Origin of the sequence: Paraburkholderia oxyphila NBRC 105797 (genome assembly GCF_000685075.1) — a bacterium.
GTDB classification, from domain to species: domain Bacteria; phylum Pseudomonadota; class Gammaproteobacteria; order Burkholderiales; family Burkholderiaceae; genus Paraburkholderia; species Paraburkholderia oxyphila.
Map to the genome: position 1 here is coordinate 19833 of NZ_BAYD01000027.1, position 14882 is coordinate 34714.

Annotated in this window: 12 protein-coding genes; 6 read left to right on the forward strand and 6 right to left on the reverse strand. The window is 65.2% G+C overall.

Translation table 11 applies throughout. The annotated features are described in order from the left end of the window. Nucleotides 1-191 precede the first annotated feature (191 nt). A complete protein-coding gene (locus BO1_RS18110) occupies nucleotides 192-941 on the reverse strand; it encodes a hypothetical protein (RefSeq protein WP_028218770.1) in 750 nt (249 codons plus the stop codon). A gap of 59 nt (nucleotides 942-1000) precedes the next feature. On the opposite strand from BO1_RS18110, the gene BO1_RS18115 reads away from it, so the two are divergent. Beyond that, the gene (locus BO1_RS18115; protein ID WP_028218771.1) at nucleotides 1001-2104 is read left to right on the forward strand and encodes a phytoene/squalene synthase family protein; all 1104 of its coding nucleotides are present in this window, start codon (nucleotides 1001-1003) and stop codon (nucleotides 2102-2104) included. 57 nt (nucleotides 2105-2161) lie between these two features. On the opposite strand, the gene mmsB is transcribed toward BO1_RS18115, so the two are convergent. Continuing rightward, nucleotides 2162-3052 (reverse strand): 3-hydroxyisobutyrate dehydrogenase, encoded by an 891-nt coding sequence (mmsB, locus tag BO1_RS18120; RefSeq protein ID WP_028218772.1) that lies wholly within the window; start codon nucleotides 3050-3052, stop codon nucleotides 2162-2164. Between the two features lie 41 nt (nucleotides 3053-3093). After that, nucleotides 3094-4620 carry a CoA-acylating methylmalonate-semialdehyde dehydrogenase gene (locus tag BO1_RS18125; protein ID WP_028218773.1) on the reverse strand — a complete coding sequence of 509 codons (1527 nt, stop codon included), beginning with the start codon at nucleotides 4618-4620 and terminating at the stop codon, nucleotides 3094-3096. A 282-nt stretch (nucleotides 4621-4902) separates the two neighbouring features. On the opposite strand from BO1_RS18125, the gene BO1_RS18130 reads away from it, so the two are divergent. Beyond that, entirely contained in the window at nucleotides 4903-5856 is a 954-nt protein-coding gene (locus tag BO1_RS18130) for a LysR family transcriptional regulator (RefSeq protein WP_028218774.1), read from the forward strand. Nucleotides 5857-6054: 198 nt separating this feature from the next. Here the strand turns inward: BO1_RS18130 and BO1_RS18135 are convergent, their stop codons facing one another. Both BO1_RS18135 and BO1_RS18140 read right to left on the reverse strand, forming a co-directional pair. Then, complete coding sequence (locus BO1_RS18135; RefSeq protein WP_028218775.1) at nucleotides 6055-6438, reverse strand: BON domain-containing protein; 384 nt, start codon at nucleotides 6436-6438, stop codon at nucleotides 6055-6057. A 561-nt stretch (nucleotides 6439-6999) separates the two neighbouring features. Further along, nucleotides 7000-7881, reverse strand: a complete 882-nt coding sequence (locus BO1_RS18140) for a LysR substrate-binding domain-containing protein (RefSeq protein ID WP_028218776.1) — start codon at nucleotides 7879-7881, stop codon at nucleotides 7000-7002. Between the two features lie 114 nt (nucleotides 7882-7995). On the opposite strand from BO1_RS18140, the gene BO1_RS18145 reads away from it, so the two are divergent. From BO1_RS18145 to BO1_RS18160, 3 genes are all read left to right on the forward strand, one after another. Continuing rightward, nucleotides 7996-9240, forward strand: a complete 1245-nt coding sequence (locus tag BO1_RS18145) for an MFS transporter (RefSeq protein ID WP_028218777.1) — start codon at nucleotides 7996-7998, stop codon at nucleotides 9238-9240. Nucleotides 9241-9845: 605 nt separating this feature from the next. Then, nucleotides 9846-10547 carry a carbonic anhydrase gene (locus tag BO1_RS18155; RefSeq protein WP_028218778.1) on the forward strand — a complete coding sequence of 234 codons (702 nt, stop codon included), beginning with the start codon at nucleotides 9846-9848 and terminating at the stop codon, nucleotides 10545-10547. Nucleotides 10548-10998: 451 nt separating this feature from the next. After that, nucleotides 10999-12438 (forward strand): MFS transporter, encoded by a 1440-nt coding sequence (locus BO1_RS18160; RefSeq protein ID WP_028218779.1) that lies wholly within the window; start codon nucleotides 10999-11001, stop codon nucleotides 12436-12438. A 78-nt stretch (nucleotides 12439-12516) separates the two neighbouring features. On the opposite strand, the gene BO1_RS18165 is transcribed toward BO1_RS18160, so the two are convergent. After that, nucleotides 12517-13542, reverse strand: coding sequence for a VTT domain-containing protein (locus BO1_RS18165; RefSeq protein WP_028218780.1), 1026 nt, complete (start codon nucleotides 13540-13542; stop codon nucleotides 12517-12519). A 258-nt stretch (nucleotides 13543-13800) separates the two neighbouring features. On the opposite strand from BO1_RS18165, the gene BO1_RS18170 reads away from it, so the two are divergent. Beyond that, the gene (locus BO1_RS18170; protein WP_028218781.1) at nucleotides 13801-14619 is read left to right on the forward strand and encodes a helix-turn-helix transcriptional regulator; all 819 of its coding nucleotides are present in this window, start codon (nucleotides 13801-13803) and stop codon (nucleotides 14617-14619) included. Nucleotides 14620-14882: the final 263 nt, after the last annotated feature.

Sequence of the window (14882 nt, forward strand, 5' to 3'; positions counted from 1 at the left end):
CCCTGCACCGGGCGGTTCCCGCCTTTCAGTTACCCGTTTCGGCTTGTTCGCCCTGGCGGATCTGGAAACATACGGTAAACGAGATGATTACCAAGCCTGACAGCACGCAGACAATCGTATGAACAGGAGCTCATGGGGCCATGTCGACCCGTAAGCTTCTTGTGCGCCCCATCGGCGCGATACGGATCGTTTCAGCGCGCGTTGTCGGTGGCAAACCCGTGCTCATGGAACACGCTCGCGGGTGCCTGAACGGCGATCGCGCGCAGCGCAAAGCACCGGTTGATCGCGACGGCATCGCGTGTTTCAGCGAGCCGCGTGAGCAAGGCCCGCGCTGCGTCGCGACGCAACTGGCCATGTCGGTCGAGAAATTGCCCCCAGAGAGACATCGCGCGCAGCCGGTCGACTGTTCGCGCGCTCGCAAGATAAGCGGGAGGAAAGAGGCGTTGGTACGCAGGAAGGTTATAGAGCCACGAGGTGCCATGCACGACTGGATCGCTGCCGCCCACGTGCGTGCGAACATGCTCGAACAACTGGCGCAATTCGGCCCGCCTGCGCGGCGCCTCGCGCGCAGCGAGCGGCGACACGGCCGCAGCGCCCACGCCGTGCGCATCGAAATGCAGCCGCACGCCGCCGTGCGGGTCCCGCGCCCATGCAAAACAGCCGAACGCGGCAACAATGGGCGGCGCGGCCAGGTGGGCCGGGCACTCTATATAGAAGTGCCACGTCCAGTCGCCCAACTCGCGCGAGTCCGTGCAGGCACGCACGCCCTGGAGATACGCGGCCCATAGCGGATGGGCAGCATCGAATTCACGCCCCGCCCCGAAGCGCACATAAAGATTGGTGCAGTCGAGCAAGGCCTTTTCGAGCGGCATGCCTGCGACGCGCGCGACGCCCTCGGCAAAGCGGACCTGCAAGTCGAAGAACGCTCGATCGGGTCTCACCGGTCCCCCTTTTCTCGTCCACGCTACAATGCGGCTGCCGTTCCACTGCCCCAACCGACATGCAGAATTCTAATCGGGCTTTCCTGCTCGGTCCGTTGCTCAAAGGCGTTTCCCGCTCGTTCTACCTCACGATGCGCGTGCTGCCCGCCGGGATGCGCGATCCCGTGGGGGAGGCCTACCTGCTCGCGCGCGCCGCCGACACCATTGCCGACACCTCGCTGATCCCGCCGCCCCAGCGGCTCGCGCTGCTGCTCGCGCTGCGCGAGCGCGTCAATGGCACGCCCCCCGGTGGCGCGTCCCCGGGCACGTCCCAAGCCGCGGCGCACGACGACGCCTTGCAACGCATCGCCGGCGAGGTGGCGGGTCAGCAGACGCAATCGGACGAGAAGCTGCTGCTCGAATCGCTTGGCGGCGCACTCGACGTGCTGGCGCAACTCGACGAAGCGGACCGCACGGCCGTGCGCGAGATCGTCACGACGCTCACGGAGGGCATGGAATTCGACTTGAACACCTTCCCCGACGAACGCTCGGGCAAGGTGGCCGCGCTCGGCACATGGGACGCGCTCGACCGCTATACCTACCTCGTTGCGGGCTGCGTGGGCGAGTTCTGGACGAAGATGACCTATATGCATCTGCCCGGCACGCTCGCCCCTGCGCTGCGCGAGACCATGTACCAGCGCGGCGTGCGCTTCGGCAAGGCGCTGCAAATGGTGAACGTGCTGCGCGATTGCGGCAAGGACCTGCGCATCGGCCGCTGCTACCTGCCCGCCACGATGCTCGCGCAGGCCGGTCTCACGCCCGAGGACCTGCTCCACCCCGGCACGTCCGCGCGCGCGCGGCCGCTGATGTTCGGGCTCGTGCGCATCGCCCTCGATCACTTCCGCGCGGCCATCGACTATACGTTCGCGCTGCCGCGCCTGTCCGTGAGGCTGCGCCTCGCGTGCCTGTGGCCGATCCTTATCGGCCTCGAGACGCTGGAGCTGCTGGTCGGCAATGAAGACTGGCTCGATCCCGCGCGGCCTTCCAAGCTCACGCGCAACGACGTCTATCGCATCCTCGCGTGCTCGACGCTCATGGCGCCGTCCAATGCCCTGCTCAACCGATGGTTCAAGCGGCTGCTCACGCGTATCGAAACGCGCATGACCGCAATCGAGCGGACCTGAAAGAAAACGGCGCGTGCTGTTGAGAGCACGCGCCGTGACACTACGCTCCGGTTCGCTTTAGCCCTTCTCGCCGCGATACAGCTTGATGATGGCCGAGAAGTCGAGCTTGCCGTCACCGCGGCTGCTCATCGCCTGATAGAGCTGCTGCGCGAGCGCGCCCATATAGGCGGGCTGGTGCACGCTCTTCGCGGCATCGGTCGCGAGGCCCATGTCCTTGAGCATCAGGTCCGTGCCAAAGCCGCCCGTGTAGCCGCGCGACGAAGGCGCCGTTTCGATCACGCCCGGGAACGGGTTATACGTGTCCGAGCTCCAGCAGCGGCCCGTGGACGTATTCATGATCCCGCCCAGCACCTTCGAGTCGATCCCGAGCGCCTCGCCCAGCGCCATCGCCTCCGCCACGCCCGCCATGGTGACGCCGAGCACGAGGTTGTTGCAGATCTTCGCCACCTGTCCCGTGCCCGTCTCGCCGCAATGGACGATGTTCTTGCCCATGCCGGAGAGCACGGGCTTCACGCTTTCATAGAGCGCCGCGCTGCCGCCCACCATGAACGTGAGCGTGCCTGCCGCCGCGCCGCCCGTGCCGCCCGATACCGGCGCATCCACGAACGCGTTGCCGTTTGCAGCGGCTAGCTTGCCGAACTCCTTCGCGCTCGCCGGATCGATCGTGCTCGAATCGATGATCGTCACGCCCTTCGCGATGCCCGCCAGCACGCCGTCTTCGGCGCTGAGCACGGTGCGCACGTGCGCCGCCGCGGGCAGCATCGTGACGACCCATTCGGCGCCCGTGGCGGCCGCCTTGGGCGTTGCGGCCCGCGTCGCGCCCGCGTCGGCGAGCGTCTGCATCGCCTCGGCGCTCAGATCGAACACGGTGAGCGCGTGCCCCGCCTTGATCAGATTGAGCGCCATGGGCGCGCCCATGTGGCCCAGCCCGATGAAACCGATTTTCATGAGCGATTCTCCCTTTATGGTTGGTCAGGCGCGGCGGCGCTTCAGTGCAGGTTGATCGTCGTGTTCACGCCGGTGTTGATGGTGGCATCGTCGAACCAGCGCGCCGTGACGGTCTTGGTCTGCGTGTAGAACTGCACGACCTGCTTGCCATAGGGACCGAGGTCGCCGAGCTTCGAGCCGCGCGAGCCCGTAAAGCTGAAATGCGGCACCGGCACCGGAATCGGAATATTGATGCCCACCTGGCCGATATCGATCTCGTTCTGGAACTTGCGCGCCGCCGCGCCGCTTTGCGTGAAGAGGCCCACGCCATTGCCGAACGGATTCGCGTTGACGATGGCAATCGCCTCGTCGAGTGTGTTCGCGGTCAGCACCACGAGCACCGGCCCGAAGATCTCGTTCGTGTAGATGTCCATGTCGGTCTTCACGTCCGTGAACACCGTCGGGCCGACGAAGTTGCCGTTCTCGTAGCCGGGCACCTTCACGCCGCGACCGTCGAGCGCGAGCGTGGCGCCCTGCTTCACGCCCGAGTCGATCAGGCCCAGAATGCGGGTCTTCGCGGCGCGCGAGACAACGGGGCCCACGTCGGTCTTCGGCTCTTTGCCGGCGTTGACCTTGAGCTCCTTCGCTTTCTCCACGAGTTCGGGCACCCATTGCTGCGCCTCGCCCACGAGCACCACCACCGAAGTGGCCATGCAGCGCTGGCCCGCCGCGCCGAACGCCGCGCCCACGAGCGCGTTGAGCGCCTGCTCGCGGTTGGCGTCGGGCAGCACGACCGCGTGGTTCTTCGCGCCCATCATCGACTGCACACGCTTGCCGTGCTCGCTGCCGAGGCGATAGACATGCGTGCCCACGGCCGTCGAGCCCACGAACGAAATCGCCTTGATGAGCGGATGCGAGCAGATCGCATCGACGACTTCCTTGCCGCCGTGCACGACGTTTAGCACCCCTGCGGGAATGCCGGCCTCAACGGCCAGCTCGACGAGCTGCATTGTGGAGAGCGGATCCTGCTCGGAGGGCTTGAGCACGAAGGTGTTGCCGCAGACGATCGCCATCGGGAACATCCACAGCGGAATCATCGCGGGGAAATTGAACGGCGTGATGCCCGCGCATACGCCCAGCGGCTGCTGCAGCGTATAGGTGTCCACACCGCCGGCCACGTTCTCCGCGAACGCGCCTTGCTGCAGCGTGCCGATCGAGCACGCGTGCTCGACCACTTCGAGGCCGCGGAAGATATCGCCTTCCGCATCGGGCAGCGTCTTGCCCTGCTCGGCCGTGAGCGTCTGCGCAATGCGCGACATGTTCTCGCGAATCAGCGCCTGCAGCTTGAGCATGATGCGCACGCGCGTGCCGATCGGCGTGTTCTTCCAGGTCGCGAACGCGGCATGCGCACTCTGGACGGCCTTGTCGACTTCCTCGACGGTCGCGAACGGCACGCGCGCCAGCACTTCCTGCGTGGCCGGATTGACGATGTCGCGCCATTCGGTGGTTTTCGATTCGACGAACTCGCCGTCGATCAGCAGCTTGACGGTCGAGACATGAGCGTTGGATGCCTGGGTGACTGCGTTCATCTTGAACTCTCTCTGAAAGGTCTGAACGGGCCGGCCTGAGCCGGATATGCAGGATTACGATCTAATTGACGGATCCGCCAGCCGTGATGCGAGCGCATCAGGATGCGTGCCGGGAATGGAGTCGCGCGTGGGAAAGCCAATCGTGTCCGCCCCTTCAGGGGTCGACTGCATGAGCATCGTGTGTCTCCATCCTTGTTATAGACGACCGCGTCTTGCAGAGGTCTTGAACCGAGTATAGTTATTCGAATATCCACGGTATAGAGACGAAAAAGCCCATCCAATATGCAAAAAAGCACAACGAGACCGATGGAGACGCTGAACTGGGACGATTTACGCTATTTCCTGGAGGTGGCGCGCACGCAGCGCGCCAGCGGCGCGGCACGGCGCCTCGGCGTCGACCACACCACGGTGGCGCGCCGCGTGCGCGAACTGGAGGCGGCGCTGGGCACGGTACTGTTCGACAAATCGCGCTCGGGCGGCTTCGTGCTGACCGCCGAAGGCCAGCGCCTGCTGGCCTATGCGGACACCATCGAAAGCACGGTGCAGTCGGCGAGCGAGCAGTTCGCGCTCGGCGCGCATTCGCTCTCGGGCCACGTGAGGGTGGGATCGACCGAGGGGTTCGGCTGCTTCTTTCTTGCGCCGCAACTGGCGCGCTTCACCGGCAAGCACCCCGACATGTCGATCGATCTGCTGCCGGTCCCGCATTTCGTGAGCCTTTCGAAGCGCGAAGCCGATCTGGCGATCATGCTCGAGCGCCCCGAGCGCGGCCAGTACGTCTATACGAAGCTGTGCGACTATCGCCTGCGCTTATATGGAACGCCTGAGTATCTCGAGCGGCACGCACCCATTCGGACGGCGGCGGACTTGCGCCATCACGCGTTCATCAGCTATGTCGCCGATCTCGCCTTCAGCCATGAGCTGCTCTACCTCGAGCGCACCGCGCCCAATGTCACGGCAAGCCTGTGCAGCACGAGCGTGATCGCGCAGTATCATGCCGCGCTGCAAGGCAGCGCGCTCGCCATTCTGCCCTGCTTCATGGCCGAGCCCGACCCGCGGCTCGTGACGGTCCTGCCCGAAGAGATCGTCGTGACGCGGCGCTTCTGGCTATGCAGCCGCGAAGATCTGCGCAAGCTGCGGCGCATCACGTCGCTCTGGGACTATCTGCGTGCGGCCGCTGACGCGAACCGTGCGCTCCTGATGGGCGAGTCGCCGCAAATGCACTACATCGATCCCTGAGTGCACAGGGGGCGCCAATAAAAAAGCCGCACATGCAATCCTGTTCGCGGATTGCATGTGCGGCTTCCAGAGTGAACCCGGGTCAGGCCAGACGGAGACCCTGGACCGGGCCGCGCCCGTTGCTGCCGCATTTCCGGCGCGGTTCACACGACACCGGCCAGCCGCACGAGGCGACTGGCACGCGTCGCATCCCGGCGATCAGGTCCCGACCGGGCGGATCGTCAGCGCATTCTTGACCGAGGTCACGCCAGCGACGCCCTTCGCCACTTCCGTGGCGTGGTCGACCTGGCCTTGCTCCGGCACCGTGCCTTGCAGGATGACGGCGCCGTCCTTGGCGCGCACGGTGATGTTGGCCACGCTGATGTCCTTGTCCTTCGCGAGCGCCGCGCGCACCTTGCGCGAAAGCGCACGGTTGGCTGCCTTGGCCGACTTGTACTGCGCCTTCGACTGCTGCGCTTGGGTCTTGGCGGCTTCGGTCGCCCCCGGGGTGGGCGCGCTTGCTGCGTCTTGCGCGTACACGTGGAGCGAGGCGGCGACCAGCATCGTGCCGGCTGCCAGTTTGAACGCCTGAATAGCCTTCATGCGGTTTCTCCTGTTGTCACAGTTTTTTGATGGTCCTCGCGGGACCCTTGCACTACACACCATTCACTACCGGTAAACAGACGCTGCCAATACGGTTGATCTCGCCTCGGAGATCGCATTGGGGAGTAACGATACTCCATTTATTTCAAACTTGATGTGAAAGGTGTCGCTGCCACCATTTCGCACGAATGCACTTTACCTCCACTTCAGCTCAATACGCAGAGGATTCACGGGTGCCGCCAACGGATCCTGCAACCCGCGCCGGCACGCTACTTCACACGCCGGAACTCCCCCGGGAACACATCCGGATCAAGCAATGCTATTGAATAGCATTTACAACAAACCCATTCCCCTCATGGACGGCCGACGCAATCATTTCGGAAAATGAGCCAATCCGGTGCATGCGCCATGAATAACAATCGCATTCGCCCACAATTCGTCGATTGGACTCGTGCAGCTTTGTGCATCCATATCGATGAGCAACGTTTGTCGATATGCGGCCGTTGACAGGCGCGAACACAGGTTTTACCCGCATTTACTGATGAAAGGAAATAGCGCCTGTCAATTGACGAGCTGGGCTTTCACCCAGCGGTAGAACTGCTGGATGGCCGCTTCGCGCGGATGGCCCTCGCGCCATGTGAAGTAATAGTCCAGCGATGCGGGAATGCGCACCTGCCCCAACTGCACCAGTTCGCCGCGATCGATGAAGTCGCGCGCGAGCTGCAGCCGCGCCGTGGCCGCCCCTTGCCCGGCCACCGCGGCCTGCAGCAGGAGGCCGGCGTCGTCGAAGACGGGCCCGCGCTCGGGCTCGTCTCCCGCCACACCGGCCGCCTCGAAGAAGTCGAGCCACGAGCGGCGCGAGAAACGCAGCAACGGCATGGAGGCGAGATCTTCGATACGAAACGCCGGGTAGCGCGCGAGCAGAGCGGGACTGCAGACGGCCACCACCTGGTCGTCGAGCAGCTTGCGGATCTGAAAACCCGGCTCGTCCACGCGCCTGTGCCAGATGCCGATATCGAACGGATAGGGATCGGGCGGCGTGACGTCGACATGCATGCGCAACGACAGATCGACATTGGGATGGCGGTCGTAGAAGTCGCCCAGACGCGGAATCAGCCAGACCGAGGCGAAATCGGACATCACGCTCAGTTCGAGCCGCGTCACGCCGCTCACGCCAGGACGCGTGGCATCGAGCGCTTCGCGCAAGCCTTCGAGGCTGCGCCGCACGCGGTCGGCAAGCTGCGCGCCGGCCGCCGTAGGGATCATGCGGCTGCCCGCGCGGCGAAACAGCTCGACGCCGAGCTCCGCTTCGAGGGCGCGCAGGTGATGGCTCACCGCGCTGTGCGTCAAATGCAATTCTTCTGCTGCGCGGCTGAAACTGCGCCGGCGCGCCGCCGCTTCTAGCGCGCGCAGGGCCTGCAAGGGAGGGAGCGGTCGTGACATGACGTCAAATTCTACTCACAATCGCGGCTGAAATCTCTCGCTGGCCTCGCGGCCGGCTTCTCGCCAATAATCGGGACCCAGACATTCGATCCGCTTTCGGATCTCGCTCGCATCATGACCGCACTGAGATTGCGCGTATTCGCCGTTTTCGCGCTCGGCTATTTCATTTCATATCTTTTTCGCGGCGTCAATCTTGGCTTCGCGCCGTTCCTGACGCACGAAATGGGCCTCAGCCCCACCGATCTGGGCACGCTCACGAGCGTCTACTTCCTCGGCTTCGCGGGCGCCCAGATCCCCGCCGGCGTGCTGCTCGACCACTTCGGCCCGCGCCGCGTGACCGCGTGCGTGATGCTGGTGGCCGCCGCCGGCGCATTCGTGTTCGGCCTTTCGCACAGCATGGCCGCGATGATGGTGGGGCGTCTGCTGGTTGGCGTGGGCGTGTCGGTGTGCCTCGGCGGCGCGTTCAAGGCCACCGCCCAGCACTTCCCGGTCGCCCAGCTCACGCTCGTCAACGGCCTCGTGATGGCCGTGGGCGGCCTCGGCGGCGTTGCGGTCGGCGCCCCGCTCTCGTGGCTGCTCACGATGGCGCCGTGGCGCAGCGTCAGCGTCGGACTCGCCGTGCTGACCGCGGCCGTCGCCGCCATCATCTGGATCGGCGGCCCGCGCACGCGTGACACGCACCATCAGGCGAGCGTGCTCGAGCAGTTCAAGGGCACCGCGCACATCCTGCGCAGCCATGCGTTCTGGAAATCCGCGACGTTTTCCGCCTTCACGCAGATCGTGTTCTACGCAATGCAGTCGCTGTGGGTAGGCGCGTTCCTGCGCGACATGGCGCCCGCCGACACTGCCGACGTGGCCTCGCGCGCGGCCTCGCTCGTTTCCGTGCTCGGCGGCGCGTTCATCGTCGGCAACATCGGCTTCGGTGCGCTCGCGCGGACCTTCGAGCAATACGGTGTCAGCGTCGCCCGCTTTTCCGGCGTGACGATGGGGCTATTCGTGCTCGTCCAGGTGCTGCTCGCGGCCCGCGTGCCGCTGCCCGCCGCGTTCCTGTGGGCCGCGTATGGCGCGCTGGGCGGCACCGGCATCCTCACTTATGCGGTGCTGGCCGAATACTTTCCCCCGCGCCTGATCGGCCGCGTCAATACCACGTTCACGCTTGTCATCTTCATCGGCATCTTCATCGCACAGATCGCGATCGGCGCAGCGCTCGGCCACTGGAGCGCCGTGGACGGCCACTATCCCGTCGTCGCGCATCAAGCGGTGTGGACCGGCCTGATCGTGCTGCAAGTGCTCGCCGGCGTGTGGTATTTCATGCCCAGCCGGCGCGCCGGAGCCGCGCGCCACGCCGTGGAGTCCTGAGACGCATCGGCGCGCGAGCGTCGGCCTGCTCCCGTGGGCAGACTCATCAATTCGACCTCCGAAATAAAAACCGGCGGCGTGGAATCGACCCACCTGGTCGATCCCGCCGTGCGCCTCCGGAACATGCGCTTCCGGCATTTCCCTACCGCCCCCCAGATATTTTGGCGTCGAGTACAATCCTGCCCCGCCAGCCCTGGTGGACGCATGTCTTCGGACCTCACCATGGCTCGCGGGGGCTACGCAGCGCTCACCAGAGCACTCGCGCGAGCCAGGCCAACCGACTGGCCGGTCGTATGACGAATAAGGCACAAGGCGTAGCGAATCGAAGCCCGATATTCAGGCTCGACGCTGCATGACCCGCGCCTTGCGCGTGAGAAACTACGTATTGAAGACGGGCAGGCCGGTGCCGCGCGGCAAATACGTGCGCGATACCGTGTTTTACGCGCAGATGTCCGCTCGCACGCGAATGTGACGATCGGAAAACGGGAAAACGTACGTTCGGACGGAACTTTCCGAACCGAAACGCGGCAGCCGGACGTGACTCGGCGTAAACTTCCGCTGCTGCCATTCGAATGTGTCGATTCATGATAAAGAGAGAAACATCCATGCCAGACCATACTCACTCGCACGACGTCCACTCCGAATCGTGCGGCTGCGATCTGCTGCACCTCCTCAACGGCGTGGATGACTTCGCTCGTAACGTGTTTCCGGGCGACAAGGAGCTGTTCCGCAGTCTTGCCCACAGCCAGTCGCCGCACACGCTGTTCATCACCTGTGCAGATTCGCGCGTCTCGCCCGAATTGATCACACAAACGCGCCCCGGCGAGCTGTTCGTCTGCCGCAACATCGGCAATATCGTGCCGGCCTACGGGGAAATGCTCGGTGGCGTGTCGGCGGTGGTCGAATTCGCCGTGCTCGCGCTGAACGTGCGGCAGATCGTGCTGTGCGGCCACACCGACTGCGGCGCCATGAAGGGGCTCGCCGCCGGCCCCGAATCCACGGCGGACATGCCCACGGTGCAAGCATGGCTGCGCAACGCCGAGGCGGCACGCAGCGTCGTGCAAACGCGCGGGCTGAACGAAGATCAGGTCGTGCAAGCGCTCGTCGAGGAAAATGTTCGCCTGCAGCTCACGCACCTGCGCACCCATCCGGCGGTTGCGGCTCGCGTGGCGCAGGGCCAACTCCAGCTGCAAGGCTGGGTGTACGACATCGGCCACGGCACGATTTCCGTCTTCGACGACACGCATGGCCGCTTCGAATCGCTCGGCTCGGCGCGCACCCGGCTGCTCAAAGACACCACGGGCTAAGGCGCTCCAAGCCACCCAGCCTTCCATTCATCCCGCGACATACCGATGAACCGGACCACGCCGACGAGGCGTCGTCCGGTATTTGCGCTGGATTCCATCAAATTTCGCAACAAAGATTCAAGCCTCCCGCATCAACCAGGTATTTACCCTCCTCCGCTCCACCGCTACGAACTAGCCGCGCGACGCCACCGGGCAGTGGCCCAGGCAGCGGCGCGCGCATCGGCCAACGGGCGCGCCCCGCCGGCCATCAAGCCGATGCGAAGCACGAACGCTGCTGTACAGATGCGCTTTCCTATCGGAAACTGTGGCCTTTCGCGTGGGCCGCGCGCTGCAACCTTCCGGTCCACGACATTCCGATCGGAAACTTGCCCGCCGACCGCCTCATGATGCGCCCTTCGCTCCGCCCCTCGCCCCCCATGCCGCGCTTCCAGCCCTGCCACGAGGCGGCGCAATGAACGACGATGCACGCAACAAGCCGGTACGCGCAGCCTGGGTCGGCTGGCTGCCCTACATCGTCGCGGCGACGTTCTTCATGGAGTACCTCGACACCACCGTGATCGCCACGGCGCTGCCGCAAATGGCGCACTCGTTCGGCATCGGGCCGAATAGCCTCAGTCTCGGCGTGACTGCGTACATGCTCGCGCTCGCCATCTTCATCCCGGCAAGCGGCTGGGTGGCCGATCGTTGCGGCTCGCGCACCGTGTTCTTCGGCGCGGTGGTGACATTCACATTCGCCTCGGTGCTCTGCGGCATCTCGCAGAATCTCTGGGAGTTCGTCGCCGCGCGCGTGCTGCAAGGCATCGGCGGCGCCATGATGGTGCCGGTGGGCCGCATGATCGTCGTGCGCAGCACCGACAAGAGCCGCCTGATGCAGGCGATCTCCACCATCACCTGGCCAGCCATTGCGGCGCCGGTGGTCGGGCCGCCGGTGGGCGGCTTCATCACGACCTATGCGTCATGGCGCTGGATCTTCCTGCTCAACGTCCCTTTCGGCCTTGCCGTGCTTGCGGCCATCGCGGCCGTGGTACCGAATCTGCGCAGCGAACAGCGCCGGCCGCTCGATGTCGTCGGGCTCGTGCTGAGCGGCGCGGCGCTCACGGCCATCCTCTACGGCGCGGAACTGGCGAGTCAGGCGGGCTCGAGCCCATGGCGCGCGGTGGCCCTCGTGGGTGCCGGCGTGCTGATCGGCGCCATCGCGTTCTTTCATGCGAAACGCCATCCGCATCCGCTTGTGGACGTTTCCAGCCTTGCGATTCCGACTTTCTCGGTCACGGTCGTGACGGGCTCGATCACGCGCATCGGTATTGGCGCGGCGCCCTACTTGATGCCGCTGCTGTTCCAGATCGGCTTCGGTCTCTCGGCCTTCAAGTCGGGCCTGCTGCTGCTCGCGAGCGCGCTGGGCAATCTGGGCATGAAAGCGCTCACGACGCGCATTCTCGAACGCTGGGGCTTCCGGCTCGTCGCTATGGTCGACGTGGCGCTTGCCGGCGCCTCGATGATCGCGTGCGGGATGCTCACGCCCGAAGCGCCGCTCGCCATCGTGCTGATCGTGATCTTCGTTTACGGCGTCACGCGCTCGATGCAATTCTCGACGCTCGCGACGCTCGCCTACGCCGACGTCGCGCAGCCGCAGATGAGCGCGGCCAGCACGCTCTGGAGCGCGGCAGCGCAAATGACCAACGGACTCGGGATTGCGTTTGGCGCGCTCGCGCTGCGCGTCGCGGCAAGCATCAACGGCGAATCGAGCGGCCGTGCGTTCACGCTCGACGATTTCCGCCTGGCGTTTCTGAGCGCAGGCGTGCTCACGCTGCTTTCGATCTGGGGCTATGCACAGATGGCGCGCGACGCGGGGCGGAACGTGGGCGGCGGCTCGCGCCGCCAGCGCGCCTGACGACACGGCCGATGCACACGATGCGTCGGCCCGCTGCAGCGGAACCGGCGCAACGCGCCGTGACGAAGCGTGAGCGAATTACTCTGAAATGCTGGCCCGAACCGTGAACTCCTGTTCGGCGACGGCTTCGTATTCCTCATCCTCGCGCGCATGCGCGGCGTGGAATTCCGAAGAAAGCGGCTCGACGGGATAGCCGTGGCGCTCCCACGCGTCGAGACCGCCCTTGAGCGCGTGAGCATGATAGATGTGCTTGCTGCGCAGTTGGCTGACGATGCGCTTGGCCGTCGCCTCGTTCGGGCAGACGCAATACACGACGATGGGCCGTGCGAGCAATTCGGGCGCCAGCGCTTCGCTCGAATCGAGATTGAGCGGCCGCGCGCCCGGAATGCGCCAGGCCTCCTGTTCGCGCACGCTTTGCGGCCGCGCATCGAACACGACGGGCGGCGCAGGCGACTTCATCATCTCGTCGAGCTGATCGGGCGAGATCCGATGGGTGGCCAGCCAGCGGCGCAACTGCAGGCGGCGCACCCAGCGCCAGGCGAGAAACAGCAGACCCGCCAGTGCGAGCACGTCGAAGATGGTCCAGCCGTTGGCGCGCACGAACATCGCGAAGCGGGCGATTTGCGCGTGCATGGCCGCGCCGCCGATGAGCCATGTGCCGGCCCACAGCGTTGCCCCTACTGCGTCCCAGAGCAGAAAGAGGCGCACGTCCATCGAGGTCGTGCCGAGCAGCGGCGCGGACATGAGACCCAGACCGGGCACGAACTTCGCCACCGCGAGAATGGGCGCGCCATGGCGTTCGAACACGTTGCGCGCGACACGAATCGTCGTATCGAGAGAAAGCGAGAAGCGCACGAGCGAATTGAGCAGGCGGCGTCCGCGCATGCGGCCCGCCGTGAACCAGAGCGAATCGGCGAACAAGGTGGCAACGATCGCCGCGAGCAGCAGACTCCCATACGACGCCTCGCCGCCCGCCGCCATCGTGCCCGCGAGTATCAGCACCGGCGCGGCGGGAACCGGCACGCCGAGCTGTGTCACGAGCACGCTGAAAAATACCGCCCCGGTACCGAAATCGGGGGGTATGGCGGTGGGAAGCGTCCACATATCGGGATTTCCTGCGCGAAGACGTTTTGATCAGAAAGGAAATTTTTGTGCAGATGCAGCACGAAATATAGAGATTACCCTAACTGGACGGGTTCTTGCTTGCTGCCTTACTGCTGGCTCACTCATGGCAACACGCGTCGAACCGGCCCTTTTCACGCACTGCTGGTGTTCTGGAAGGCTTACGCGTGCGTACGAATCGGTGCTACTCTGGGTCATCCTGCCGTAGCAGCCGATTTCAGCCGTTTTCCCTTCAGAAACATGCGTCACTGGCGTCTTGACCGACCGAGACAACCGGGCCAATTCGACCTGTCTCGCGTCACCAGCCTCATCTCCGCGATCGGCCGCGACGACACTAACGCGCTCGCCACCGAGGTCCTCAACATGCTCGGGCCGGCCACCTCGGTGTCGCAGTGCACGGTGTTCGCGTACGAATTCGGCAACCGTCCGCGCACCGTCTCGGTCGCCGATCATCGCGGCGGCCGGTTCCTGCGTGACGTCGCCGACACGTATTCACGGCTCTTCTACGCACTCGACGGCAATCAGCAGATCGTCGGCGGCGAAGCGGCCAACAAGCCGGGTTCGTCACTGGTGCTGCACTGGCAATCGAGCGAGGACATCGCGCACGACGGCTACCGGCAAGCCTGCTACGCCACGCCCAATGTTTCCGATCGGCTCTCGTTGCTGCTGCAACCCGCCGCCGACATCTGGCTTTCGGTGAATCTCTATCGCGAGCGCGATGCCGGCAATTTCCAGCCGGGCGAAATCGAGCTGGTCGAGTCGCTGGCCCCGTTGATCGGCGAAGCCACCAAGCATCACTACGCCCTGCGCGGCCAGAGCCAGATGGGCATTCCGCAACTGATGCTCGCGCGCCTGCGCGGCCTGTGCCCGGCGCTTTCGAAGCGCGAGCTCGATGCGCTGCGCGGCGTGCTGGAAGGCAGAAGCGCCGCCGAAATTGCCGAATGCATGGGCGTCAAGCCCAGCAGCGTCGTGACTTATCAGAAGCGCGCGTATCAGCGCCTCGGCATCTCGAGCCAGCGCCAGCTCTTCGCGCTCTGCCTCGCCAACGACAAGGCCTGAGGGCCGAACGCGTCACCGCGCGCTGCGTCCGCGGCGCCTGCCGGCACGCTGTACCCAAAATGAGGACAGCGCCGCGCCTGCCTCGCTCCATACTGCATGCATCGTCGCCGGGCTCCCGCCGGGCCCCGATAGCGCGGCTGCCCCGCGCGGCGCCCCTTCGATGGTGCGCGAGAAAAAATTTCCAATCGGAGACGTATTCCCTCATGCCTCGTTTCGCCCATTCCCCGATCGGCAACGGCCCCGCCACGCACGGAGGCGCCGCA